A 23,193-nucleotide genomic window follows, 5' to 3' on the forward strand; every position below is an offset into this window, starting at 1 on the left:
GCGGCATGGCTATCCTGCTGCGCCTCGATCGGATGATGGCCGATCGCAAGGTTTCCCTGGGCGATCTGGCCGAACGGGTGGGCATCGCCGACGGCAACCTGTCGAAGCTCAAGAACGGCAAGGTCAGCGGCCTGCGCTTCAAAACGCTCAACGCCATCTGCAAGGAGCTGGACTGCCAACCCGGCGACCTTCTGGAGTTCGTCGACGACGAAGAAGGCTGATCGCCCCTCCCCTTTCCCCGGTTTTCTGCTACCGTGGACGCGAAGCACTCGAAGGGAAGGACGCACCATGCGCATGTTGCTCGTCGAAGACGATGCGGCCATCGTCGCCAGCTTGACGGACCTGCTGCGATCGGAAGGCTACGAGACGGCATCGGCCGCCGGCCAGGACGCGGCCGTCGCCCTCTTGGACGCGGAGCGCTTCGACCTGGCGCTCGTGGACGTCGCGCTGGCGCAGGGCAACGGGTTCGCCGTGTGCGCCGCCGCCAAGGCGTGCGACCCCGCGCCCGCCGTCATCTTCCTCACGGCCTCCGACGACGAGTACAGCACCGTGGCCGGCCTCGACATGGGCGCCGACGACTACATCGCCAAGCCCTTCCGCGCCCGCGAGCTGCTCTCGCGCATCCGCTCGGTGCTGCGCCGCACGAACGCCGCCGCGTCGCTTTTGCGTCTGGGCGACGTGGAGGTCGACGCGGGCGCGGCGTGCGTGCGCAAGGCCGGGCGCGACGTGGCGCTCACGGCGCTCGAGTACCGGCTGCTGCTGCTGTTCGCGCAGAGCCAGGGCAAGCTCGTCACGCGCGAGCACGTGCGCAACGCCATCTGGGACAGCGCCGGCGAGTACGTGAGCGACAACACGCTGAGCGTCTACATCAAGCGGCTGCGCGACAAGGTGGAGGACGACCCCGGAAACCCGCGGCTCATCCTCACCGTGCGCGGGTTGGGCTACCGGACGGGGGCGTGACATGGGGCTTCTGAGGAACCGCTCATTCTCCTGCCAGCTGGCGCTGCTCGCCGGCGCGCTGGCGGCCGTCGCCGCGGCGGCCGCCGCGATCGAGGGGCCGCGCGCGGGGCTGTGGGCGCTCGCGTCCGGCATCGTGGCCTGCGCGCTGTTCGCGACGTTCTCCGCGCGCCGCTACCGCCAGATCGCGCGGCTTGCCGCCGAGGTCGACGAGGTGCTGCACGACGGGCGGCGCATCGACTTCTCCGACTACCGCGAGGGCGACCTCGCGGTGCTCAAGAACGAGCTGGCGAAGATGGTGGCCGCCCTGCGCACCGCCACCGAGCGCCTCGACGCCGAGAAGAACGCCCTGGCCGACGCGCTGGCCGACGTGTCGCACCAGATACGCACGCCGCTCACGGCCATGGGGCTGCTCATCGGCGCCGTCGAGCGCGCCGCCGACGAGGCCGAGCGCACGCGGGCGCTCCACGAGCTGGAGGCGCTCGTCCACCGCGTGGGCTGGCTCGTGACCGCGCTGCTGAAGCTGGCGAAGGCCGACGCCGGCGCCATCCGCGTGCAGGCGCACCCCGTGGACGCGGCGAAGCTCGTGCGCGACGCGCTGGCCCCGCTCGCCGGCGCCTTCGACCTGCGCGACGTGGCCTGCGAGGTGGACGTCGCGGACGGCGCGTCGTTCACGGGGGACGCCGCCTGGTCGGCCGAGGCGCTGGGCAACGTCCTCAAGAACTGCATGGAGCACACCCCCGCCGGCGGCACCGTGCGCGTGCGCGCCGTCGAGGACGCCGTCGCCTGCCGCCTGCGCGTCACCGACACGGGGCCGGGCATCGCCGACGAGGACCTCCCCCGCCTGTTCGAGCGCTTCTACCGCGGAGAAGGCTCCGAGGGGTTCGGCATCGGCCTGGCCCTCGCCCAGGCGCTCACGGTCGCCCAGGGCGGCACGCTGCGCGCGGGCAACGACCGCGAGGCGGGCGGCGCGCGCTTCGACTTCACGTTCCCCAAGGTCATCGTGTAGCGCGCGGCGGGCGGCACCGCTCCGAGCAGCCGCGCCGCGGCTCGCAGCCCGCCCCGCGGCGGCCAATATGACAATTCCGTCACCGAGCGTTCACGCCCGCGCAAGCGCGGGCTGCCACACTGTTCCGTAGACTGTCAGCGAGAAAGGCTCATCATGGACATCCTGACCATCGACCATCTCACCAAGGTGTACGGAAGCGGCCCCACGGCGCTCACGGCGCTCGACGACGTGTCGTTCAGCGTGGCGGCCGGCGAGTTCGTCGCCATCGTCGGCTCGTCGGGGTCGGGCAAGTCGACGCTTCTGCACCTCATGGGCGGCGTCGACCGCCCCACCTCGGGCACGGTGCTGCTGAACGGCGCGGACGTGTACGCGCGCTCCGACGAGGAGCTGGCCGTGCTGCGCCGCCGCGACGTGGGGCTGGTCTACCAGTTCTACAACCTCATCCCCGTGCTCAACGTGGTGGAGAACATGACGCTGCCCGTGCTCATGGACGGGCGCGCCGTGAACGAGGAGCGCCTCGACATGCTGCTGGGCGGCCTGGGGCTGCGCGGCCATGAGCGCTTCCTGCCCAACCAGCTGTCCGGCGGCCAGCAGCAGCGCGCAGCCATCGGGCGCGCGCTCATGAACGCCCCGGCCGTGGTGCTGGCCGACGAGCCCACCGGCAACCTCGATTCGCGCAACTCGCGCGAGATCATGGCCCTCCTGCGCGAGTCGAACAAGCGGTTCGACCAGACCCTCGTGGTGATCACGCACGACGAGGACATCGCCTGCATGGCCGACCGCGTCATCGCCATCGAGGACGGGCGCGTCTCCTCCGACGAGAGGCGGCGGTGATGACGGGCATATTCACGCGCTTCACCCTGCGCACGCTCAGCGCGAATCGCGTGCGCACCGCCGTGACGGTGGTCGGCATCGCGCTGTCCGCAGCGCTCTTGGCCGCCGTGCTGACCAGCGTGGCCAGCGTGCAGGCGGGGATGCTCGAGCGCACCAGCGCCACGGAGGGGTCGTGGCACGTGTTCTCATCCGAGGTTCCTGCATCCGCCGTCGACGCGCTCGCGGAAAGCGACCGGGTGAGCGACCTCGCGTCGTTCGCGAAGGGCGGCACGGCGGCGCTGTCGGAGGAAGACGCCCGCTACCTGGGCACCTTCCTCACGCTCAAGAGCCTGCCGACCACGGTCAAGGGCACGGGCGAGCCCGGCGGCGCGCCGTTCGCGCTCATGCCCGAGCTCGTGGAGGGCGACATGCCCCGGACGGCCGACGAGATCGTGCTGCCCGACTACTTCAAGGGCGAGACGCTCGGCGCGGACGGCGAGGGCGGCGTGGCGTCGGACGGCCCCGTGGAAGTGGGCACCGTCGTGACGGCCGACCTGGGCGCGCGCACGACGGACGGCGAGGAGGAGGTCGTCGTCGACGCCCGACCCCGCACCCTCAAGGTGACGGGCTTCTACGAGCACCAGCCGCCCTACCTCGCGAACAACTACACCGCCGCCAGCTCGTCGTCGGTCGCGCTGAACGCCGCCGATGCGCCCGCGACCGTCGTCGACGCCGACGGCGAGCCGATGATGGGCGCCTACGTCGTGACGCAGGGCATCGGCAGCCGCGACGAGATGCAGACGTTCTTCGAGGAGACGACGGGGCTCGAGAGCGCCGACACCACGCTGTACCACACGAACCTGTTCGCGTACCTCGGCATCGCCGACAACCGCCCCATCTGGGGGACGCTGTGGATGGTGGCCGCCGTGCTGGCCGCGGTCATCGTGGTGGCGTCCGTGTCGCTCATCTACAACGCGTTCGCCATCTCGGTGGCCGAGCGCACGCGGCAGTTCGGCCTGCTGGCCTCGCTCGGCGCCTCGAAGCGCCAACTGCGGCGCACCGTGCTGGCGGAGGCGCTGCTGCTGGGCGCGCTCGGGGTGCCCCTCGGCCTGCTGGCCGGCGTGGCGGGCACGGCCGGCGTGTTCGCGGCGTCGCAGGAGGCGTTCGCCGCGATGCTGGGCTCGGGCGCGACGGGGCTCCCGGTGCACGTGGACGCGGGCGCGCTGGCCGCGGCGGCGGCGCTGTCGTTCGCGACGCTGCTGGTGAGCGCCTGGGTGCCCGCGGCCCGCGCCGCGCGCGTCTCGGCCGTGGACGCCATCCGGCAGACGCGGGACGTGCGCCTGTCGAAGCGCGCCGAACGGGCCGCGGCCTCGAGGCGGCGCGCGGGCGGCGCGGCCGTGCGGCCCGGGGCGGCAGGCAGGATCTTCGGCGTCCCCGGGTTCGTCGCCCACCGCAACCTCTCGCGCGCCGCCTCGCGCGGGCGCACCGTGGTGGCCTCGCTCGCCGTGAGCGTGGCGCTCGTGGTGGTCACCGGCAGCGTGGCGCTGTACCTCGCCCCGCTGTCCGACCGGGCCGCCAGCACGAACGGGGCCGCGAGCGGGGCGGACATCGTGGTGTCCGCCCATGCGAACAACGCCGGCATGCGCGAAGTCGGCGACCTGTCGGAGAACGCCGCCGCCTTCGACGAGATGCTCGCGCGCGTGAGCAGGATCGACGGCCTCGAGCTCATCGGCTCGTGCCGTCAGGGGCAGGCCGAGGGCGTCATCGGCGCGAGCATGATCTCCGACGAGGCGCGCCGCGCCCGCGCGGCCTACGACGAGCAGGTGAGCGCCGCCTGGGTGCCGTCCTCGTTCGGCGCCGACGGAACCTACTACGGCAGCGTCGCCGTCTTCTACGTCGACGAGGCGTCCTGGAACGCGCTCGTGGCCGACCTGGGCCTCGACGCGGATGCCTACGCCGATCCGGAAAACCCGCGCGCCATCGGCCTGAACACCTACCAGGACACCATGCCCGACGGCACCTACGTGTCCGCGGCCCCGTTCGCGGCGACGGGCGGCATCGACCTGTACGCCATCGAGGCGCGCGAAGGGTTCAGCATCATGGGCGTTCAGGAGGGCGCGGACGGGCAACCCGTCGTCGGCTACCTCGACCAGGCGCAGGAGCCCGGGGACGGCGCCGGCCTGACCGTCGCCGCGCTGGACGAGGCCGCCACGGCCGTCTCCCTCGAGATCGGCGCCCTCGTCTCCGAGGAGCCCGCCGCGGTGAACGCCATCTCGGGCAACAACCAGTTCCCCTCCATCATCCTGCCGGAGAGCGTGGCCGCGAACGCGGCCGGGCGGGGAGACTACCACGAGAACCCCTTCACGTACTCGTTCGCCGGCCTCTCGTTCACGGCGGCCGACCACGAGAAGGCCGCGGCCGAGCTCGAGGAGATCGCCCGCGACTACACCGACGCCATCACCGTCAACGTGACCGACATCGCGGAGCGGGCGCGCCAGAACCGCCTGATCATGCAAGCCGTCCAGCTGTTCGTGCTGTGCTTCTCCGTCATCACGACGCTCATCGCCGTGGCCAACGTGTTCAACACGCTGGCGAACGGGATCATCCTGCGCACGCGCGAGTTCGCCACGCTGCGCTCGATCGGCATGGGCAACCGCGCCTTCGCCCGCATGCTGGCCTACGAGTGCGCGAGCTACGCGCTGCGCGGGCTGGCCATCGGCCTGGCCGCGGCCGCGCTCGCCACCTACGGGCTGTACCGCGCCACGTCTTTGGCCTTCGCCGGCCTCGCGTTCGCGCTGCCGTGGGGCTACGTGGCCGCCGCCGTGGCCATCGTCGGCGCGGTGCTGGCGCTCAGCGTGGCCTACGCCCTTCACCGCTCCCACGCCGCGAGCATCGTGGACTCCCTGCGCTCCGACGCGATCTAGGCCCTGCGGGCGCGCCCCTCCTCCGCAGAGGGCGCGCCCGCAGGATCGTCCCCCCTACCGCGCGCGCACCGTTTTCACGATGGAGTCGACGGCGTCGATGACGAGCGCCACCGCCACGAGGCCGCAGAACGCGGTCTGCGCGTTCGAGACCGCCCACAGCAGCGGCCCGTCCAGCGTGTCGCGCGACGACTGCAGCGCCTGGACGATCGCCTGGGAGTCCACCAGCTGGTAGTTCGTCAGCCAGAAGACGGCCAGCGCGAGCGCGAGCAGGTCGCACGCGAGCGTCACCGCCAGCAAGCGCTTCGTGTAGCGGCCCTCCACCAGTTTGAAGCTCTCGCCCGCGATGCACACGAACGTCCACACGACGACGACCCATGCCGACGCGCGGATGGCATCGATATTGAAGGGGTCGAACGGCACGCCGTCTCCGCGGTGGCTGAGCGCGTTCAGCACGTCGGGGAACAGCAGGAACACGACGGCGCCCACGATGGAGAACACGATGCCGGCCACCGCGTCGCCGCGCGTGGAGGCCTTCGCGTCGCGCGGCACGGGCGGCAGGTCGTCGAGCGACCCCATCACCTCCACCTCGATGCCGCGGTGCGAGAAGAAGGCGAACAGCACGGTGACGAGCGTGAACGCGAAGGCGAGCGCCGCCATCAGGGAGGCGATGCCCTCGAGCACGCCGCCGAGGACGCCCCCTTCCGCGCCCGTCGCGAGCGACAGCGCCCCGGCGACGAACATGCCGCCGGCCACGCAGGCGAGCACGATCTTCAGCACGTAGAGGTACTGCGCGTAGTACGGCTGGCCGATGAGGCACGCGCCGTCGCCGCCGGTGTACTTGCGCACCATCTCGCCCGGGGTGCCCAGCTCGGTGAGCACGACGCGCACGTCCTTGGCCGTGGGCGGCAGGCCGCCGCAGCGCTCGTCCAGCATGTCGGAGATGAGCGTGCGCAGCTCATCGGATACGTCGGCGCGCTGCGCGCCGGGCAAGCGCCGCGTGATGGCGTACAGGTAGCGCTCGATCAGGTCGTTATCGTTCGGCATGACCCCGGTCCTCTCCTTCGGATCCCAACAGCTTGTCCACCCCGCCGCACAGCACGCGCCATTGGGCTTCGACCTCGCGCAGCACGCGCAGGCCCTCGTCGGTGGTGCGGTAGTACTTGCGCGGCTTCGAGCCGCCGTTGTCCCAAACGCTTGCCAGCAGCCCCTGCGACTCGAGGCGCCGCATGAGCGGGTACAGCGTGTTCGCCTCGATGGGAATGCCGTGGTCGGCCAGCGATTTCACCAGCGCGTAGCCGTAGGCCGGCTCGCGCAGCTGGCTCAGCACGAGCATGACCAGCGTGCCGCGACGCAGCTCGAGGACCATGCTCGATACGATGTCGTCGTGCGCCACCCCTCCCCCTTCCGGTTTCGCCCCGGCGCGCCGCCGCATCGTGGGCGCGTCGGATAGTGTGTGTTGCACACTATAACATAGATCGCACGGTAATGTGCGTCACACACTATAAATCGTATGGGGTATACTCGTGCCTGCCGGTTCAGCGAACCGGGCGGGCCGCGGGCCCGCGCACCCGCCGGCGAAGGAGGCCGCCATGCACCGCATGACCGACAGCGAGTTCGAATCGGCCGTCGAGGAGGCGCTCGAGCGTATCCCGGAGCGGTTCCTCGACGCGCTTGAGAACGTGGCCGTCGTCGTGGAGGACGAGCCGAACGACTACCACCTCGACGCCCTAGAGGATCCCGACTGTCTGGGCGCTTCCGTATGCGCCGACGAGCTGCTGGGGCTGTACGACGGCGTGTCGCTGCCCGATCGCGCCGACGGCTACGACGGCGACGTCCCCGACGTCATCACCGTGTTCAAAGGCCCCCACGAGCGCTGCTTCGGCTCACGCGCCGAGATCGTCGAGGAGATCGGGAAGACGGTCGTGCACGAGATCGGCCACTACTTCGGCATCGACGACGCGCGGCTCCACGAGATGGGATACTGAGCGTCTTCCCGAAAGAACAAACGACCTGCATATACACCCGCCCCGTTTCACGTATAATTCCCTCAGATCATTGCCGAACACGAGGAGGACACCCGAATGGACCCCAACAAGCGCCCCGAAGACATGGAGCGAATCACCACGCCCGAGCTGGCAAACGCGTTCATCGACGAGCAGGTGGAGGCCGTGCGCGCCCAGGTAGGCGATCAGAAGGTGCTGCTGGCCCTGTCCGGCGGCGTGGATTCGTCCGTGGTGGCGGCGCTGCTGATCAAGGCCATCGGCAAGCAGCTCATCTGCGTGCACGTGAACCACGGCCTCATGCGCAAAGGCGAGAGCGAGCAGGTGGTGGACGTGTTCCGCAACCAGCTCGACGCGAACCTCGTGTACGTCGACGCCTCCGAGCGCTTCCTCGATCTGCTCGACGGCGTGGCCGAGCCCGAGGCGAAGCGCAAGATCATCGGCGCCGAGTTCATCCGCGTGTTCGAGGAAGAGGCACGCCGTGTGGGCGACGAGGTGAGCTTCCTCGCGCAGGGCACCATCTACCCCGATATCCTCGAGTCCGACGGCGTGAAGGCGCACCACAACGTGGGCGGCCTGCCCGACGACCTGCAGTTCGAACTGTGCGAGCCCGTGAAGCTGCTGTACAAGGACGAGGTGCGCGTCATCGGCCGCGAGCTGGGCCTGCCCGAGGGCATGGTCGAGCGCCAGCCGTTCCCGGGCCCGGGCCTGGGCGTGCGCTGCCTCGGCGCCATCACGCGCGACCGCCTCGAGGCGCTGCGCGAGGCCGACGCCATCCTGCGCGACGAGTTCGCCGCGGCCGGCCTCGAGGGCGAGGTGTGGCAGTACTTCGTGAGCGTCCCCGACTTCCGCGCCACCGGCGTCCGCGACGGCGTGCGCGCCTTCGAGTGGCCCGCCATCATCCGCGCGGTCAACACCGTCGACGCCATGACCGCCGAGGTCCCCGAGCTCGATTGGGCGCTGCTCAAGAAGATCACCGCCCGCATCCTGGCCGAAGTCCCGGGTATCTGCCGCGTGGTGTACGACCTCACCCCGAAGCCCATTGGCACCATCGAGTGGGAATAGGACTTCTCGTAAATAGCTAATATAATACCTGATAGAATGCCCGTCATTTACTATTGGCGGGCATTTTTGTTGCAATAATGTTGTATACTGCGGCCATCATGCAACACGTCGATAGCTATACTAGACACTATCGAGCGAGGGGGTCAAAATGCGGCATTACTGCAAATTGAGCATCGTAAAAACCCAAGACGGAAAATGGCGCGGTATCCTACCCTATCGAATAGACGATGAAAAGAAACGGCACCAAGTAACGAAAGTTTCTAAGCAGAAGCTTCGCCGAGACGCTGAGCCAGAATTGCGAGCATGGGAGGCAGAAACCTTAAGGCTCGAAGAATCGCATCCTGTAGCCCGAAATAACGAACTGACGGTGCAAGATGTGGTCGCCAGTTTTCTTGACGAGCAGTTACGAAGGGCATTCATAGAGAAATCGACATACTCTATGCAGATGACCTACAGCAGAAATCATATCTTCCCTATTCTGGGGGACTGCGGCTTTAGCAGCGTAACCAACACGATTATTGACGATTGGCTGACGAAGCTTGCAGCAAAAGGATTGTCTCAAAGCACGATCCACACGGTCTATTCGATTCTATGCAAGACGTACAACCATTACTTTTTCATGGGCGATATTACGCACAACCCCTTCGACCATATCCGCAAGCCGAAGAAAGGAAAGGATAGAATCACCTTCCTCGATGCAGATCAGATAGACGAACTGATATACAAGCTGAACGAAGAGTATTCCGAAGGCGATGCAATATGGATCGCTGTCAATTTGGCTGTTCTTACCGGGATGCGTCGTGGTGAGATATGCGGCCTTAGGTGGCGAGACATCGACTTCAGAAGCAAGGAAATCTCCGTGGAGACATCCATAGGAATAGCTAAGGGTGGCACATACACCAAAGACCCGAAGAACGAAACCTCTAAACGTCGATTCCCTTTTCCAGATCAGCTATTGCCGCTTTTGGAAGTTAGAAAGAAAGCCGTTGAAGAGAAATATGGAACCTTTGATAACTCTTGGTTCGTCATCGGTGAAGCCGTAAAGTACATGGCTCCAACCACGCTATCCAACGAAGTAAAGAGATTCGTTAGTAAGTACAACATCGTTGATCACTTCGGAAAAGAAGTAACGTTACATAGTTTACGCCACAATGCAGCAACCTTTTTTGTGGCGAACAATGTTGACATAGCATCTGCGGCCAAGATGCTCGGACATACTAAAACCGTGATGCTATCGACCTACGCATCAGAAAACCCCGCAGCAATGAAAGCTGCTGCCAACACCATCGGAAAAGCTTTCAGCAAAGATCAACCCGCCTATGAACTGTACGATGATGAAGATGAATAGCGATTGTGATATATTCCTATTCAATGGTTTAGCCTCCAATAGAAAGGATCGCTAATGAACATCAGCAAGAAGGTACAGGAAGAGATTTTGGCTCTTGCTCTAGAGGATAACGACCTTCGCTTGTATCTCGCACTTACCGAAGATGCGTGGGAAACCTTGATCGCAATCGCTCAGGGATACGCAAAGGGCAACATGGTCATCACCAACAAAGGAAAGGGCGTTCGTGAACGCACGGCATTCGATACGATTCAAGCAAACGCCGCAAGATACAAACTCCTTACTTCTTGGGTGGACGATGAAGCACCTTATTCGGAGATATACGAGAAGGAAATAGAACTGCTTGATTCATACGCTATCCAAGCCCTTCTAGACCTCTATCAAGACTACAGGGACGAAGGGGTAAACATTATCGAACTTCTCCCATCCATTCAAGACGAGGTATCCTCTAAGAAGCTGAAAACCTCTCTTAAACGCAAGCTAACCAATATGATAAAGAACGCGAACAAGAAGTATTCGGCTGATGATGTGAAGTTTGCAACCGAAGTACAATCCAGTTTTGATTCATATGATTCCCTTTTGAAGTTGGAAGAATTGGGTGCTGCAATCGAGGGTATCGAAGATCGGATAAGCAAAGCCAAGGTCTAATCTACTGGAATAAATAATCGTTTAATGAATCGTCACTCGATAGATGATGCAGCACTTTAGAGGGATGGCTATTGCTTCATCCCTCTTTTTTATTCAGAAGTATCAAAAAATGGGGGGGGGGGGTGGTATTGGGATAATCCCAAGAACAAGACGCTATATTTCTTTTGTGCCGTACTTCCCACACACAATCTGAAACGCCATTCCAAAACCGCTTCTAGCCCTTACAGAGGCATTACAACATCCACTTTATCGCTGATCTTCGCGAGTTCCTTTTCTATTCTATCCGCATACAAAGCATCCACTACTTCTTTATCTGACAGTTGCGGCTTTGCCCACTTGCTTCTTATCTCTTGGCCGCAATTTTCATGTATGTGGTCAATTTGTCTCGCAATATTTGAATCACTTTTGGATACACTCATGTTGAAGCTGCCTGTATCTATCGAGTATTTTGTTCTAAAGTCTCTATCGAATCTCACCCTATCCAAGAAGTATTCCGCAAGCGCTTTTGAATCAGCTTGCTTTGCAGCGTTAGCATAGGTTTGAGACTTCGCCAATCCTAGTATTTCGTGCATTCCCGCACCGTCGTATATCAGTTTATAGTTTTCAACAATATTCATATTTGAATCTCCTTTGATGTGGTTGATAAAACCGTGCTGTATAGTTGTGTATTCCAAAAGCAAAATCAAAGAGTTATAAGGCTTTACGGTCAACTTGCATCATTGTTTCTTTTGAATTGAGTGCGGGCATGCGTTTAGCATGTTTAGCACGATCAAGCGGGGTAGCTTCGCCAGAAGCGTGAAGCCCCGCACATGTCTATCAAATCGAGAACAAGTTACCTATATGACCGTTATCTACATCGACAAGGTAGCTCTTGTATTGTTCTTCTAGATCATCCGGAATCTCGTTGTTGTTGAGTGATTCTTTGATCAGGTAATAGTTGCCGGGTACGCTGGTTATCTCTTTGATTAGTTCAGCGCTAGCGAGCGCTTCTTTGCTGTATGGAATAGTTTGATGATTCCCGATCTGTAGTTTCCTGCTATCTTCTATGTCGGTGTGATCGTCGTATTCTATATTTATACTATTTATTTTATCTATATTATTTCTTGTTTGATTTTCAACCGAAGAACGCCTTATTTCGATACAACCGCTTATATCGTTTTCAAATAAGCCTTGATCGGTTTTGCTACAAGGATGGTTTTCATTATCAGAAACCTCACTCATGGGGGTCATTCGGTTTTCATACAAGACTTGTTCGGTTTCGGTATAAGCGTTTGTTTGGTTATCGGATAAGGGAGCATAATCACCTATCTTTAGTTCGTCTAGCTGTAGATCGTGGAAGCGCCAGTGGTTTCCCCATTGTGTTTCGTCTTCCGTTTTCTCTTCATCTGTATTTACCAAGTAGCGCTGCCTCTTCAGCTTCGCTATAGCGGTATCGTATTGAGATTTCTTGATTCCGAATCTCTCCCTTGCATCTTGACTTGATAAAGCAAACTTATATCCGTTTTGATTCATAGCGAGATAGCACCATAACTTGAAAGCGCCTGCATCGAGGTTTTGTGCAGCCATAAGTAATACTTCCATGTTGTAGATAGCAAACAGTTTATCCTTGCATTCTGTTTTTACCACCTCTACTATTTTCTGATTCGGGAAGGTATATGTATATGATTCTCTCAACGAATGCCACCTTCTTAATTTACTGAATACAGATAGTGGTTAAGCGCCGATCTAATCACTTCGCTTTTTGTTTTCCGCATCAACTTGGTTTCACTATCCAGCTTTCTATATAGAGAGTTGGGGACTTCGCAAGATAATATCTTGAAGTTGTTTTTCCTTTCTTCCGTTCTTCCCATAGTTGTAGAACCTTTCTAGTAGTCGTGTTCGATTTGCTTTGATATGTAGGTTTATGACACCTTGAAGCCAAAAGAAAATCAGGCTATGCCTATAAAAACATAGCCTTATCTTTTGGCATTCGTTGTTATTAGATTTAAAAAATGATTGGTTTGAATTACTAAAACTTGACCATAATATATTTGATACTCATATTATAACAAATTTTTTAATTCCCGAAAAGTAAATGATTTGAAGCTAGATTAGTCATTTCTAATGACTAGCTTTTTATTATTTTTGCAATGCTTCAAAAGTTATAAGTTATGGAGTAAGGGGCAAAAGCAACCTTTTAGCTTTGTCTGATACCCTATTTTACTTCATTCGCTATCTTCAAAACCTAATGTTTCTATGTTAATATGTTTTGTAGCAAATGAGATTCGATGAAGGGTAAGGCGGCGATGAAGTTCGCAATAGCTAGATGCTCGACCAAGGAGCAAGATGAATCAAGGCAGGTAGAAGCTTTGCTTGCTTACGGCGTGCCGCAAGAGAATATCTTCATCGAGAAGATTTCAGGCGTTGCAAAAAAAAGACCGGTGCTTGATGATGTTATTTCAAGACTTCGCGAGGGCGATGAATTGATTGTTTGCGACCTTTCGAGACTTGCCAGGAGCACCAAGCAGCTATTGGAAACGGTTGATGCTCTGACCGAAAAGGGTGTTACTTTAGTAAGCTTGAAGGAGAACCTAGACCTATCTACGCCTGTTGGAAGAATGACAATTACAGTTCTCATGAGCGTAGTTCAGTGGCAAAGAGAAATGATCATAGATAACTGTCAAATGGGACGCGAGACGGCTAGAAGTAAGGGCAAGAGCCTTGGAGGAAGACCTCGCATATCTGCAAAGACCTATGATAAAGCTATAGCCTTATATCAAAGCGGTTCTACTGTGCGAGAGGTAAAGGAACTCACAGGAGTAAGCAGCCCAAGCCTCTACAGAGAGCTAGAAAGAAGAGGCTTGGGACGCAGTTAGCTATATCACAAACAAAAACTCTATTTATTAATTAGTTTTCGTGCTAAGAAAAAGGCGACGAAAGATCAAGTACGTTAGCCCTCCGCAAAAGTAAGTTAGTGCATCTAGAGGGTCACCTGTGCTTCTTGCAAGAACAAGCGGCGCTACCACTTCCCATGCGACAGAGCAGACAAATTCGAGTGCTACTATACGTTTGAAACTGATTACCAAAGGGTTTTTTGTTACGGCTAAAGCTACTAAGTTGGTATATGCAGGAAACAATATGCCGCCACATAGGTCGCCAAAGTGAAATCGAGTGAACGACAAAGGAAGGCAGCAGTCAAACAAACGGAAGTAGCGGTTGGCGCAATAAGCAGCAAGTATCACGCCAGCCATCATGACCTCAAAAAGAATCTGCTTTTTTGTGCTGTCTATCATCCCGCAAAGGCGAACAGGCATAGCCCTAGGAAAATACCCAATGCAATAATGATTACCTGCATGCACCCACCACTATTGTTCCCGCTCATAATTTACCTGCCTCTAACATGTCTTAGGTTACTTGTTTTTCTTCCAAGTCTGCCCGCCATCGGTTGAGATTTCGTCCAGCTTACCATCGCCGTCTTTGTCTCTACCGACGTTACCGTATCCGTCAGTGATTTCTTTTGAGCCGTCGCTATATTCGTAAAGCGAACTTCCATCTTTAGGGTTGTAGTAAGAACCCGTCTCCTTTTTTGAAGAAGAATTTGAGGAAGATGATTTCGAGCCACTTGATGAGGACGTTGAATCTGAAGATGATGATTTCGAGCCACTTGATGAGGACGTTGAATCTGAAGATGATGACTTGCTCGGCGGTTCTGCTTCTTTCAGTTTCTTCAATGTAGATTCGGCAGAAACTAAAGTTTCATAATTAGTAACTTTAGTTTTTCCATACTCATCAAGGGTATCGTATGCTCTTCGGGCGGTCTCGATAGACGTATTTTTCGTAAGAGTTACTTCGCCGATGTCATTGATCTTGTCCACGCAATCAGCCGACATGATTTCTGAATATGCTTTTTCCGCATCTTCGAGAGTTGCCAAATTGGTCACCAATGACTTTTGTTCATTGCTTAACGCCTCGTAAGCCGAACGTATATAACTAATACAATCTTTGGAATATTTTGTAACAGTTCCTATGGTGTCAATATTTCCAATTATTGCTTGTGTTTCATCGGTGGGTTTTACAGTTTCCGCTTTACCTCCACACCCAACTAAACCTAGCGCGAGTATGGTAATTCCTGCAACTAAAACCATTTTCCAAAATTTTGATTTCATAACGCTCCTTCCAACATGCCATTACGTAGGACTGTGGAAGAAGCCTAGGTGCAGTAGCTTGATAGAAGGTATCCACCACAGTTACCACACTGCAAGGCGCTTACGAAAACGTAAACCACCGAGATAGGTAGATACCTTCTTGGCAGATGGTTTAAGCGTCTTCAGTTGTAAGCGCTCCCTATTTCTAGGGTGCAGTGTGGTGATTAGGATTTTAGCAGATACGCCAACCGTAATACATAGTCTTTCATCATCCAGCGTTCCGAGACAGATGCGACCTACACGTTACCGCATTCAACTCTCGATGCGTGCGTTTCGTGAGTTGGCTGGCTTTTGATGATCGAAGGCGCTCTCCCCTAGCATTTCCTCTTCTTTTTGTTGCAAATATGTTGCATAATTAGATTTATAGTATTATATTTTGAAATAGTTTAACCAGGTCAAATACCAAATTTATAATATTTAAGATTATTGAGTGGGAATAGGCGTAAGGGTTCACAATTTCTTGTTTATGAAGTAACGCGCGGCGATGCACAAAGCAAAGCAGCCATTCTTTTCGGGATGGCTGCTTTGCTTTGCGCATGAACCAAGGTATCGTTGGGGGGGGGGTTGGGGAGACGGACCCTAATCGTTCTTGAGAGGCAGCCAAACGCGGACGGTGGTCCCCTCGTCCTTCCCGCTTTCGATATCGATGCGGCCTCCATGGCGTTCGGCAATCCACTGGGCAATGGGAAGGCCAAGCCCTGTGCCCTGCGGGTTGACTTGCCGTGCCCGTTCGGAACGGTAGAAACGGTCGAAAACATGGGCGATCGTTTCCGAGTCCATGCCGATACCCGTGTCCGCAACGACCAGCACGGCACACGTGCCCTCGGGAGCGCACTCAATCGAGATCGTGCCCCCTGGTTGGGTGTAATGGATGGCATTCTCGACGAAGACGGTTGCCAACTCCTCGAGCCGATCGCGGTCGCCGAGGACCAACGCGCCCTTCTCTGTGTTGACCTTGAGCTCGACCTTTTGCTGGACGGCGAGCTGCTCGAAATCCTCGTACATCTGCTCCACCATATCGCCCATATCCACAACCGCGTACATATGGTCCACCACGCCATCCTCCACCTGCGTGAGCGTGAGCAAATCCGAAAGCGTGTTGCACATCCTGTACGCATGATCCAGGCTCGTTTGGAGCGCGGGAGTTTCGTCAGCCACGCGGTGCTCGGGATGACGAAGCACCATCTCTATGTTGGCGAGCATCACGGCAAGAGGGGTTTTGAGCTTATGGGAAGCGTCGGCAGAGAACTGCCGCTGGCGTTCCCAGGCATCGCGAATGGGCGTCACGGCGCGCTTTGCCATGAAGTATCCCGCGGGAATCATCGCAACGAGGCTTAGCAGATACGTCACGATGCTGGCGACGATCAAGCGATGGCGCGGCACTATCTCCTTGGTGATATCGCGAAACAGCAGTATTTCCTCTACGTGATAGGTTTGGTCCCCTTCGGTGATAAGGGCATCGTAGAGCGTATGGTGCACGCGGTAGAACCGATCGTCGATCTCGAAGGTCGAGTCGCCGAACGGCATATCGCGAGCCAGCAGCGTATCGACATCGTCCTGCGGTATCTCGTCGGTGGGGTGCAGGTTCAGAAGCTCGTCGTCGGCCGTTTTGATATACAGCACGGGAATAAACGACGTCGACAGGCCATAGGTATGGTCGTTCGACGACTGATGCTCGTCGATGAAGACTTGCGTCTGATAGGCGGAACGCGAGTCGATGGGGGTGAATCCGAACACGTAGAACAGCACGTTGAGGATGAGAAGAATCGCGAACAAGACCACAGCCATAACGAGGCAGTTGGAAATCGTCAGCTTACGCGCTGTTTTGCGGGCAAGCGCCTCAGTCAGCCTTACCTGCACGCTAGAAGCGAGCGTTGTGCCCATCGAACAACACTTTTCCCCTCATGTCCTCGCATCCTGCAACTCTCGATGCCGCTAAGCGCTCGCAAACTTGTAGCCCACGCGCCACACTGTCAAAAGATAGCGGGGCTTGGAAGGTACGGGTTCCATCTTCTCACGTATCTTGCGAACGAGCACCGTGACGTTGCGCAGATCCATGCCGACGCTCTCTCCCCAGATATGATCGAGGATCTGCTCGCGCGTAAAAACCTTGCCGGACGAGGAAGCGAGCAACACGACGATCTCGAACTCTTTGGATGTGAGCTTGACGGGCTGGCCCTTGAGCCTGACCTCGTATCCACCCCGATCGATTTCGAGATCGCCGATGCGGATAACTCCTTGGGATCCCTTCGCGTCAGCGGCATGAGCGGTTTCGACATCACTTGGAACAGGCGCATCAGCATCGGAAACGCAACGCCTGATAAGGGCTTTTACGCGCAAGGAAAGCTCCAAAGGGCTAAACGGCTTGGTGAGGTAGTCGTCGCAGCCCGCTCTGAAGCCCACGCTCTTGTCGACGATATCGCTTCTCGCCGACAAGAAGATGATGGGAGTGCGCACGCCGCGCTCTCGCAAACGCAAACAGGTCTCGAAACCGTCCATATAAGGCATGGAGATGTCCAGTATGATAGCGTCGGGGCGCTCCGCATCGATACGATCGAGAACCTCGAGACCATCCCCTACGCCGCAAAACTCGTACCCGTCTTCCAGCATGACGCGCTCGACAACTTTGCGCAGGTCCCCATCGTCGTCTGCGAACATGACCTTCATGATGCGACCCCCCCCCCCGTCCAAACATTGGCACCGCACCGCACCGCTTACGACGCTCTTCCGTCACGCCACGGCGTATGTGGGAGTATACCAAATCCAAGGGTCCCGATTGAAGAGGTGTCCGAACGAAGCCCGGTGGTTCGCCCCGACGCGAACCACCGGAACTGCACGCGCTACCGCGCCCGTCCGCAGAGCCTAGGATAGCAGGTCGATGCCATGCTGAGCGAGCTCGGCGGCCTGAGCGACGATCCCGTGCTGCTCTTCGGGGTCATGGGCGACCTTGTTGCCGAGCTTGTGCTTGCCCTCGACGTAGGTCAGGTTGTAGCTGGCGCGAGAGTAGTCTTCGCGCGCCTGATCCAGGGCCTCGGACTCCTCGCCGGCGGCCGTAGCCTCCTTGAGCATGTCGCCCAGCTGGTTGATCAGAGCGCGCGCCTCTTCGCCCTTGGCGTTGAGTTCGGCCTGGGCATTGCGTACGAAGTCACGCATCTGAGCGGCGTCTTCGATACCCTTAGAAGAATGGCAGTCGAGGCAGGTCTCAAGCGCTTCGAGGTTGTCGGTCAGACGTCCGGAGGCGTTGTGGTTGGTCATCGGCTGGCCGTTGGCGTTCTCGATAGTGGGCATGTGACAGTCGATGCAGGTGAGGCCCATATCGGCATGCGTACTGTCGTAGAAGATCTCAACATCGGGATGACCTGCGCTGACCTTCAGGGCACCCGTGGCCTCGTCGGGACCCTTTTCCGCGCTCTCGGCGCCCCGCTCGGCGTAGATGGTGTCGATATCGAAGCCGGGGGTGTAGCCGGTGTGACACTGGCCGCACAGAATCGTACCTTCGGGAGCATCGGGAATGTAGGTCTCGCGCTTGGTGTCGAACGAGCGGATGCCGGGATTGATCTCAAGGGTCTCGGGATCGGTGTGGCAGACATAGCAATCGAAGAAAGAATTGATCTCGGGCACGAGATCGGCCAGCGGCGTCGAGCCATCGTATACCTGAGACAGCTCGTCCCATTGCGTGGTCTTGCAGGACATGCAGTCGAGGTTGGCATGATCCTGCTGCTGCATGTTCTGGAACATGTAGTAATGACCGGCCTTGACGCCTTTGTCGACGTTCCACCCTGTGGTGGCGAACGAAGCGTACTGGTCAGGGTACATCTTCCTCCATTCCTCGATGGTCGCCCTCTCGCTGCTAGCAGCTTCGGCGGTGTCGCTGTCGGCGGCTTTCCCCGTGCCGTTTGGCGCGCACGCGCTGACACATGCAAGCGCGAGCAAGGACGCAGCGACGGTAGAGGCGATCAGAACCTTCCCTTTCCGCTTAGCCATGCAAACCCCTCCTTCGTACTCGATAGTGCATTACATTTTGCATCTGAGGATATTCTAGGAAGCGAAGAGGGTAATACCGATACCTGATTTATTGGGTATAAGTTGCTTTTATATTTCCCAATTATTGACACCGTCGAATATCGCGCGGAAAGAACTCCAGGATGCGGCCCGCCCAGCCAATGCTTAGCGTGCCTTGCCGTCAAAGACATGCTCGGCATGGATTGCATCTAGGCACGACCAGAACGGCGAGAAGCTATCGATGAACCAAGCTACACGCATTTCGTTTCTTAGTATATGATTGGATTAACCGAGCGGGAGTAGGCCCCCTCGCAGTAGTGCGAGAGGGCCTACAGAATCCGGAAAACTGCGATGTAGGTTTTCAAGAAGGACGGTCAAAGCGTGGTAAGGGAAATCGACCAGCATGCAACCACCTCGACCACTCGGTCGAATACTGCCCGCTGCCTGACCATCGTCTTCGGAATGGCGTTTTACTGGTCGACGGTGGACATCGCGCGCGTCGACTACTTCATCGCCCTGCAAGCCGGATCGAGCAACGGCGAATTTGCTGCATTCTCCGCCTATTGCGCCGTTGCCATAGCGGTCATCGTCTTCTTGTTCGCCAAGCGAAAGCGCGTCGAATCCCTCTTCAAAGAAAAGAGCTGGCTTGTGTCGGCTCTTTCGCTTGTCGTCAGCCTCAGCGTCGCGCTCTTCCTGATCCCCTTCAGAAGCGATGGCCCGGTATTTTGGATAGCGCGGCTCTGCGCGAGCATAGCCCCCATACTCTGGTTCATCGTCATCACCTTCGCATGGGGACGTACGATAATCCAGGAGACCGCTCGGTTCGGCATGCTGATCCCTGTCCTCTCGTTCGCCGTGGGGATTGTCGTAACCCTGTGCAGCCTGCTGCCCGAGCCCATCGGCACCACGATCATAATCGCCACGCCGCCCATCACGAGCATACTGTGGCAGCTTTCGGCGAACAAGAACGACAGCGACCCGCCGACCTCGAGCCGATTGGCCGATTTGGAGAATGCCCAAATCCCCACCTTCATCGTGTGCGGCATCTTTTTCTGCACGGCGGCGTTCGCCAACGTCTTCGTCAACTACAGCAGTAGTCGTGCGATCACGGCTCCCTTCACGCAGGGGGTGGCGATCCCCACTTCAATCACGTGCGTGGTTTTGCTGACCGCAGCACTTATCATAGGCTCGCGAAGCAAGAACCACGACCATACGTTCATCGTCGCCTGGTCGACGATCGCCGTAGCGTTTTTCGGATGCCTGTTCGCCACCGCCTTGGGGATGTTTCCCAGCGGAGAGCGGGCGGCAGCCGTCTTGGCGGGGTGCTTCATGTGCTTCAAGCTGCTTCTCTGGATATTCACGGCGAGCGTCGCCCGCAACTCCCAAGTGTCGAGCGCCACCGCGTTCAGCGTGCTGTATCTGCCGATCAACGTGTTCATGGTGGCCGTTGTGGGCACGGTGCTTCCCATGCTTCTCCAGCTTGAGGAAGCGGCCGTCTCCACCTACCGCGAAGAGGTGCTCCTGATGCTCGCCTTCGCGTTGATCGTCGTGGCCTTCGTGTTTTTCGTGCGCTACGCCCCCGCGCTCAGCGAGGCGATCCTCGAATCGGCCAAAAGCACCTCGAACTACGAGATACTGTCGCACGTGGCGGACGAAAAGGAGCTCACCGCACGCGAAACGGAAATCGTCTTGCTGATATCCCAGGGCTACACCTCGAAAACGATAGCCGAGATGCTGTACGTATCGCCGGAGACCGTGCGCACGCACACGAAGCGGATCTACCGCAAGCTCGGGATCCACAACAGGCAGGACATCATCAAGTTCGTGAACTCTCACAGCAATTGATCAGGCATTATGCCTAAATCCCTCATTATGGGGTACGAAGATCCCTCACTTTCTGCACCTTGTTTTCGGCAGAACTTGCAATACTCGATGGAGATTGGAAGCCAAGACAGGTTGCACGAAAAGAGAGAGGGGCAGATCAATGTCTGGATTGAAGAGTTTGTCGCGCAGGAGCTTTCTCAAGGGGAGCGCCCTTCTGGGCGCCGGCATCGTCGGCTCTGCGAGCATTACCGCATGTGCATCCAAAGCATATGCCGACTCGGTCGCGTGGGATAGGGAAACCGACGTCCTCGTCGTCGGAAGCGGCTTCGCCGGGTACTCCGCAGCCTTGTATGCGCATGATGCCGGCGCCGAGGTGGTGCTCATCGACAAACGCGGGAGCGACGGGGGGAACTCCCTCAAATGCGACGGCGATTTCGGCGTGTGCGGCTCGTCGGCGCAAAAAGAGCACGGGATAGAAGACTCCGTCGACGCCTACGTCAACGACATGCTCGTGGCGGGCCTGTACCTCAACGACGTCGAGAAGTGCCGCACGATCGCGGAGAGCACGAACGGCATCTACGAGTGGTTGAACGATCTTGGCGTTACGTGGGTGCAAGACGGCGAGGGCAAAACCGAGGTGCTGCCCTACGGCGGGCATACCATCCGCCGCACGCTCAAAGCGGAGGGCGCGGGCGCCGCGATCGTCGGGGCTCTCAGAAACGAGGCGAACGCGAAGGGCCTGGCGGCCGAATGCCACCTTCTGCTTACCGAGCTCGTCAAAAACGACGAAGGCCGCGTCATCGGAGCCAAGGTCGTGAAGAACAACGAGACCCAGGAACGCTCCGACAGCCCCCACGGGCAATGCATCAACATCAAAGCGAGGAAAGGGGTCGTGCTGGCAACCGGCGGCTTTGGAGGAGATGTCGCGTGGCGGATGCAGCACGATCCGAGGCTCGACGAGACGGTTGGGGACACCAACCGCTCCGGCGCGAACAGGGAGGCTTTGGAGCCGGCCCTGCATGCCGACGCCCTGGCCGTCCACATGGATTGGATCCAGCTGGGGCCCTGGTGCAGCCCCGACCTTGAGACCTACGGCCCCGACGGCACCTACATCGACGCGGGATTTCCCTACGGGCCCGTCGTGGCCCCTCAAACCGGCAAGCGCATCGTGAACGAGCTGACCGACCGAAAGCGCTACTGCGATGCGATCCTCGCGAACGAGGAGCCGCTGATCCAGATCGTCGACGAACGCAATCTGCCGGAATGGTCGCTGGAGTACCTGGAGAAATGCATCGATGCCGGATGCACGTGGCGGATGGATTCGATCGAGGAGATCGCCGAAAGGTTCGACATCCCGCTCGAAGCCCTGCAAACCGAGATAGCCCGCTACAACACGTTCGTCGCCAACAAGGTTGACGAGGATTTCGGCAAAGCGATTCCCGAAGACGCCCTCCCGGTCGAAGAGCCTCCCTATTGCGTGACGCGCGTTTGGCCCCGGGTCCACCACTGCATGGGCGGCGTGAAAACCGATGCGGATTGCCGCGTCATCGACGTCTCCCTCCAACCGATCGAAGGCCTGTTCGCGGCGGGGGAAGCAACCGGCGGCGTGCACGGAGCGTGCCGGCTCGGCTCATGCTCCATCGCGGACTGCCTCGTCAACGGCTCCCTGGCCGGCCAGAACGCAGCGCAAGCGGAAAGCTGGTGCTGAACGGGCGTCGAAGCAAGACCAAGAAACGCCCTTCGCTCCGAAAACGACCCTGCCATCGCCCGCTCGGCAGGGTCGTTTTTCGATCAGCGCGCAAACCCTGGTCCGTTCAGATCGCCCATGCGCCTTACGCGGCGCCGCCCTCCAGCTCCTGCCGCACGAAGCAATCCGTCACGTGGTCGTTCACCATGCCGATGGATTGCAGGTAGGCGTAGACGATGGTGGGGCCGACGAACTTGAAGCCGCGCTTCTTGAGGTCCTTGCTGATGCGATCGGAAAGCGGCGTGGTCGCCGGAACGTCCTCCTGGGCTTCCCACCGGTTCACGATGGGTTCGCCGTCCACGTATCCCCATATGAACGCGTCGAAGCTCCCGAACTCATCGACCACGTCCAGGAACAGCTTCGCGTTGGCGATGGCCGCGTTGATCTTGAGGCGGTTGCGGACGATCCCCTCGTTCGCCATGAGCTCCTCGACCTTCGCCTCGCCGTAGCGCGCCACCGCGCCCGGGTCGAACCCGTCGAAGGCCTCCCGGTACGCCTCGCGCTTCCTGAGGACGGTTATCCACGAGAGGCCCGCCTGCGCGCCCTCCAGAACCAGCAGCTCGAACAGCATGCGGTCGTCGTGGGTGGGCCTTCCCCACTCGTTGTCGTGGTAGTCCACGTACGTCGGATCGTCGCCCGCCCACGAGCACCTGCGTTTCCCCTCCATAGCGCCTC

General features: G+C 58.9%; 22 protein-coding genes. 12 read left to right on the top strand and 10 right to left on the bottom strand.

What is annotated here, in order from left to right; genetic code table 11:
* Positions 1–5: 5 nt before the first annotated feature.
* The 5 genes from GS424_RS09070 (at position 6) to GS424_RS09090 (ending at position 5,703) form a co-directional block, all read left to right on the top strand.
* Entirely contained in the window at positions 6–221 is a 216-nt protein-coding gene (locus GS424_RS09070; protein WP_160942499.1) for a helix-turn-helix domain-containing protein, read from the top strand.
* 67 nt (positions 222–288) lie between these two features.
* Positions 289–960, top strand: a complete 672-nt coding sequence (locus GS424_RS09075; RefSeq protein ID WP_160942498.1) for a response regulator transcription factor — start codon at positions 289–291, stop codon at positions 958–960.
* 1 nt (position 961) lies between these two features.
* Positions 962–1,966: a sensor histidine kinase gene (locus GS424_RS09080; protein ID WP_160942497.1), complete on the top strand. Its 1,005-nt coding sequence runs from the start codon at positions 962–964 to the stop codon at positions 1,964–1,966.
* Positions 1,967–2,119: 153 nt separating this feature from the next.
* On the top strand, positions 2,120–2,800 hold the full coding sequence (locus GS424_RS09085) for an ABC transporter ATP-binding protein (protein ID WP_160942496.1): 681 nt from the start codon (positions 2,120–2,122) through the stop codon (positions 2,798–2,800).
* Entirely contained in the window at positions 2,800–5,703 is a 2,904-nt protein-coding gene (locus GS424_RS09090) for an FtsX-like permease family protein (RefSeq protein ID WP_160942495.1), read from the top strand. The genes GS424_RS09085 and GS424_RS09090 overlap by 1 nt, the downstream gene beginning before the upstream one ends.
* Positions 5,704–5,757: 54 nt before the next feature.
* Here GS424_RS09090 and GS424_RS09095 read toward each other — a convergent pair whose 3' ends face one another.
* Both GS424_RS09095 and GS424_RS09100 read right to left on the bottom strand, forming a co-directional pair.
* A complete protein-coding gene (locus GS424_RS09095) occupies positions 5,758–6,747 on the bottom strand; it encodes a hypothetical protein (protein WP_160942494.1) in 990 nt (329 codons plus the stop codon).
* A complete protein-coding gene (locus tag GS424_RS09100; RefSeq protein ID WP_160942493.1) occupies positions 6,734–7,096 on the bottom strand; it encodes a PadR family transcriptional regulator in 363 nt (120 codons plus the stop codon). The genes GS424_RS09095 and GS424_RS09100 overlap by 14 nt, the downstream gene beginning before the upstream one ends.
* Positions 7,097–7,292: 196 nt before the next feature.
* Here GS424_RS09100 and GS424_RS09105 point away from each other — a divergent pair, with 196 nt between their 5' ends.
* The 4 genes from GS424_RS09105 (at position 7,293) to GS424_RS09120 (ending at position 10,761) form a co-directional block, all read left to right on the top strand.
* A complete protein-coding gene (locus GS424_RS09105; protein ID WP_160942492.1) occupies positions 7,293–7,688 on the top strand; it encodes a metallopeptidase family protein in 396 nt (131 codons plus the stop codon).
* 96 nt (positions 7,689–7,784) lie between these two features.
* Positions 7,785–8,768 carry a glutamine-hydrolyzing GMP synthase gene (gene guaA, locus GS424_RS09110; protein WP_160942491.1) on the top strand — a complete coding sequence of 328 codons (984 nt, stop codon included), beginning with the start codon at positions 7,785–7,787 and terminating at the stop codon, positions 8,766–8,768.
* 148 nt (positions 8,769–8,916) lie between these two features.
* The gene (locus GS424_RS09115) at positions 8,917–10,116 is read left to right on the top strand and encodes a tyrosine-type recombinase/integrase (RefSeq protein WP_160942490.1); all 1,200 of its coding nucleotides are present in this window, start codon (positions 8,917–8,919) and stop codon (positions 10,114–10,116) included.
* 54 nt (positions 10,117–10,170) lie between these two features.
* Complete coding sequence (locus GS424_RS09120; protein WP_160942489.1) at positions 10,171–10,761, top strand: hypothetical protein; 591 nt, start codon at positions 10,171–10,173, stop codon at positions 10,759–10,761.
* A gap of 221 nt (positions 10,762–10,982) precedes the next feature.
* Here GS424_RS09120 and GS424_RS09125 read toward each other — a convergent pair whose 3' ends face one another.
* The 3 genes from GS424_RS09125 to GS424_RS18145 all read right to left on the bottom strand — a co-directional run bounded on the left by GS424_RS09125 (position 10,983) and on the right by GS424_RS18145 (position 12,611).
* Positions 10,983–11,378 (bottom strand): hypothetical protein, encoded by a 396-nt coding sequence (locus GS424_RS09125; RefSeq protein ID WP_160942488.1) that lies wholly within the window; start codon positions 11,376–11,378, stop codon positions 10,983–10,985.
* Between the two features lie 199 nt (positions 11,379–11,577).
* On the bottom strand, positions 11,578–12,435 hold the full coding sequence (locus GS424_RS09130; RefSeq protein WP_160942487.1) for a hypothetical protein: 858 nt from the start codon (positions 12,433–12,435) through the stop codon (positions 11,578–11,580).
* A 14-nt stretch (positions 12,436–12,449) separates the two neighbouring features.
* A complete protein-coding gene (locus GS424_RS18145) occupies positions 12,450–12,611 on the bottom strand; it encodes a ribbon-helix-helix protein, CopG family (protein WP_160942486.1) in 162 nt (53 codons plus the stop codon).
* Positions 12,612–13,028: 417 nt separating this feature from the next.
* Here GS424_RS18145 and GS424_RS09140 point away from each other — a divergent pair, with 417 nt between their 5' ends.
* Positions 13,029–13,616 (top strand): recombinase family protein, encoded by a 588-nt coding sequence (locus GS424_RS09140; protein WP_160942485.1) that lies wholly within the window; start codon positions 13,029–13,031, stop codon positions 13,614–13,616.
* A gap of 534 nt (positions 13,617–14,150) precedes the next feature.
* On the opposite strand, the gene GS424_RS09145 is transcribed toward GS424_RS09140, so the two are convergent.
* The 4 genes from GS424_RS09145 to GS424_RS09160 form a co-directional block, all read right to left on the bottom strand.
* Positions 14,151–14,906, bottom strand: coding sequence for a hypothetical protein (locus tag GS424_RS09145; protein ID WP_193666513.1), 756 nt, complete (start codon positions 14,904–14,906; stop codon positions 14,151–14,153).
* Positions 14,907–15,524: 618 nt separating this feature from the next.
* Positions 15,525–16,829 (bottom strand): sensor histidine kinase, encoded by a 1,305-nt coding sequence (locus tag GS424_RS09150; protein WP_160942484.1) that lies wholly within the window; start codon positions 16,827–16,829, stop codon positions 15,525–15,527.
* Between the two features lie 51 nt (positions 16,830–16,880).
* The gene (locus tag GS424_RS09155) at positions 16,881–17,612 is read right to left on the bottom strand and encodes a response regulator transcription factor (RefSeq protein WP_193666514.1); all 732 of its coding nucleotides are present in this window, start codon (positions 17,610–17,612) and stop codon (positions 16,881–16,883) included.
* A gap of 195 nt (positions 17,613–17,807) precedes the next feature.
* Complete coding sequence (locus GS424_RS09160) at positions 17,808–18,929, bottom strand: ammonia-forming cytochrome c nitrite reductase subunit c552 (RefSeq protein WP_160942483.1); 1,122 nt, start codon at positions 18,927–18,929, stop codon at positions 17,808–17,810.
* 399 nt (positions 18,930–19,328) lie between these two features.
* Between GS424_RS09160 and GS424_RS09165 the strand changes: the two genes are divergently transcribed.
* Complete coding sequence (locus tag GS424_RS09165; protein ID WP_160942482.1) at positions 19,329–20,792, top strand: helix-turn-helix transcriptional regulator; 1,464 nt, start codon at positions 19,329–19,331, stop codon at positions 20,790–20,792.
* A gap of 139 nt (positions 20,793–20,931) precedes the next feature.
* Complete coding sequence (locus GS424_RS09170) at positions 20,932–22,479, top strand: flavocytochrome c (protein WP_160942481.1); 1,548 nt, start codon at positions 20,932–20,934, stop codon at positions 22,477–22,479.
* Positions 22,480–22,603: 124 nt separating this feature from the next.
* On the opposite strand, the gene GS424_RS09175 is transcribed toward GS424_RS09170, so the two are convergent.
* Positions 22,604–23,185, bottom strand: a complete 582-nt coding sequence (locus GS424_RS09175; RefSeq protein ID WP_160942480.1) for a DNA-3-methyladenine glycosylase I — start codon at positions 23,183–23,185, stop codon at positions 22,604–22,606.
* Positions 23,186–23,193: the final 8 nt, after the last annotated feature.

Source organism: Eggerthella guodeyinii (assembly GCF_009834925.2).
GTDB lineage: Bacteria > Actinomycetota > Coriobacteriia > Coriobacteriales > Eggerthellaceae > Eggerthella > Eggerthella guodeyinii.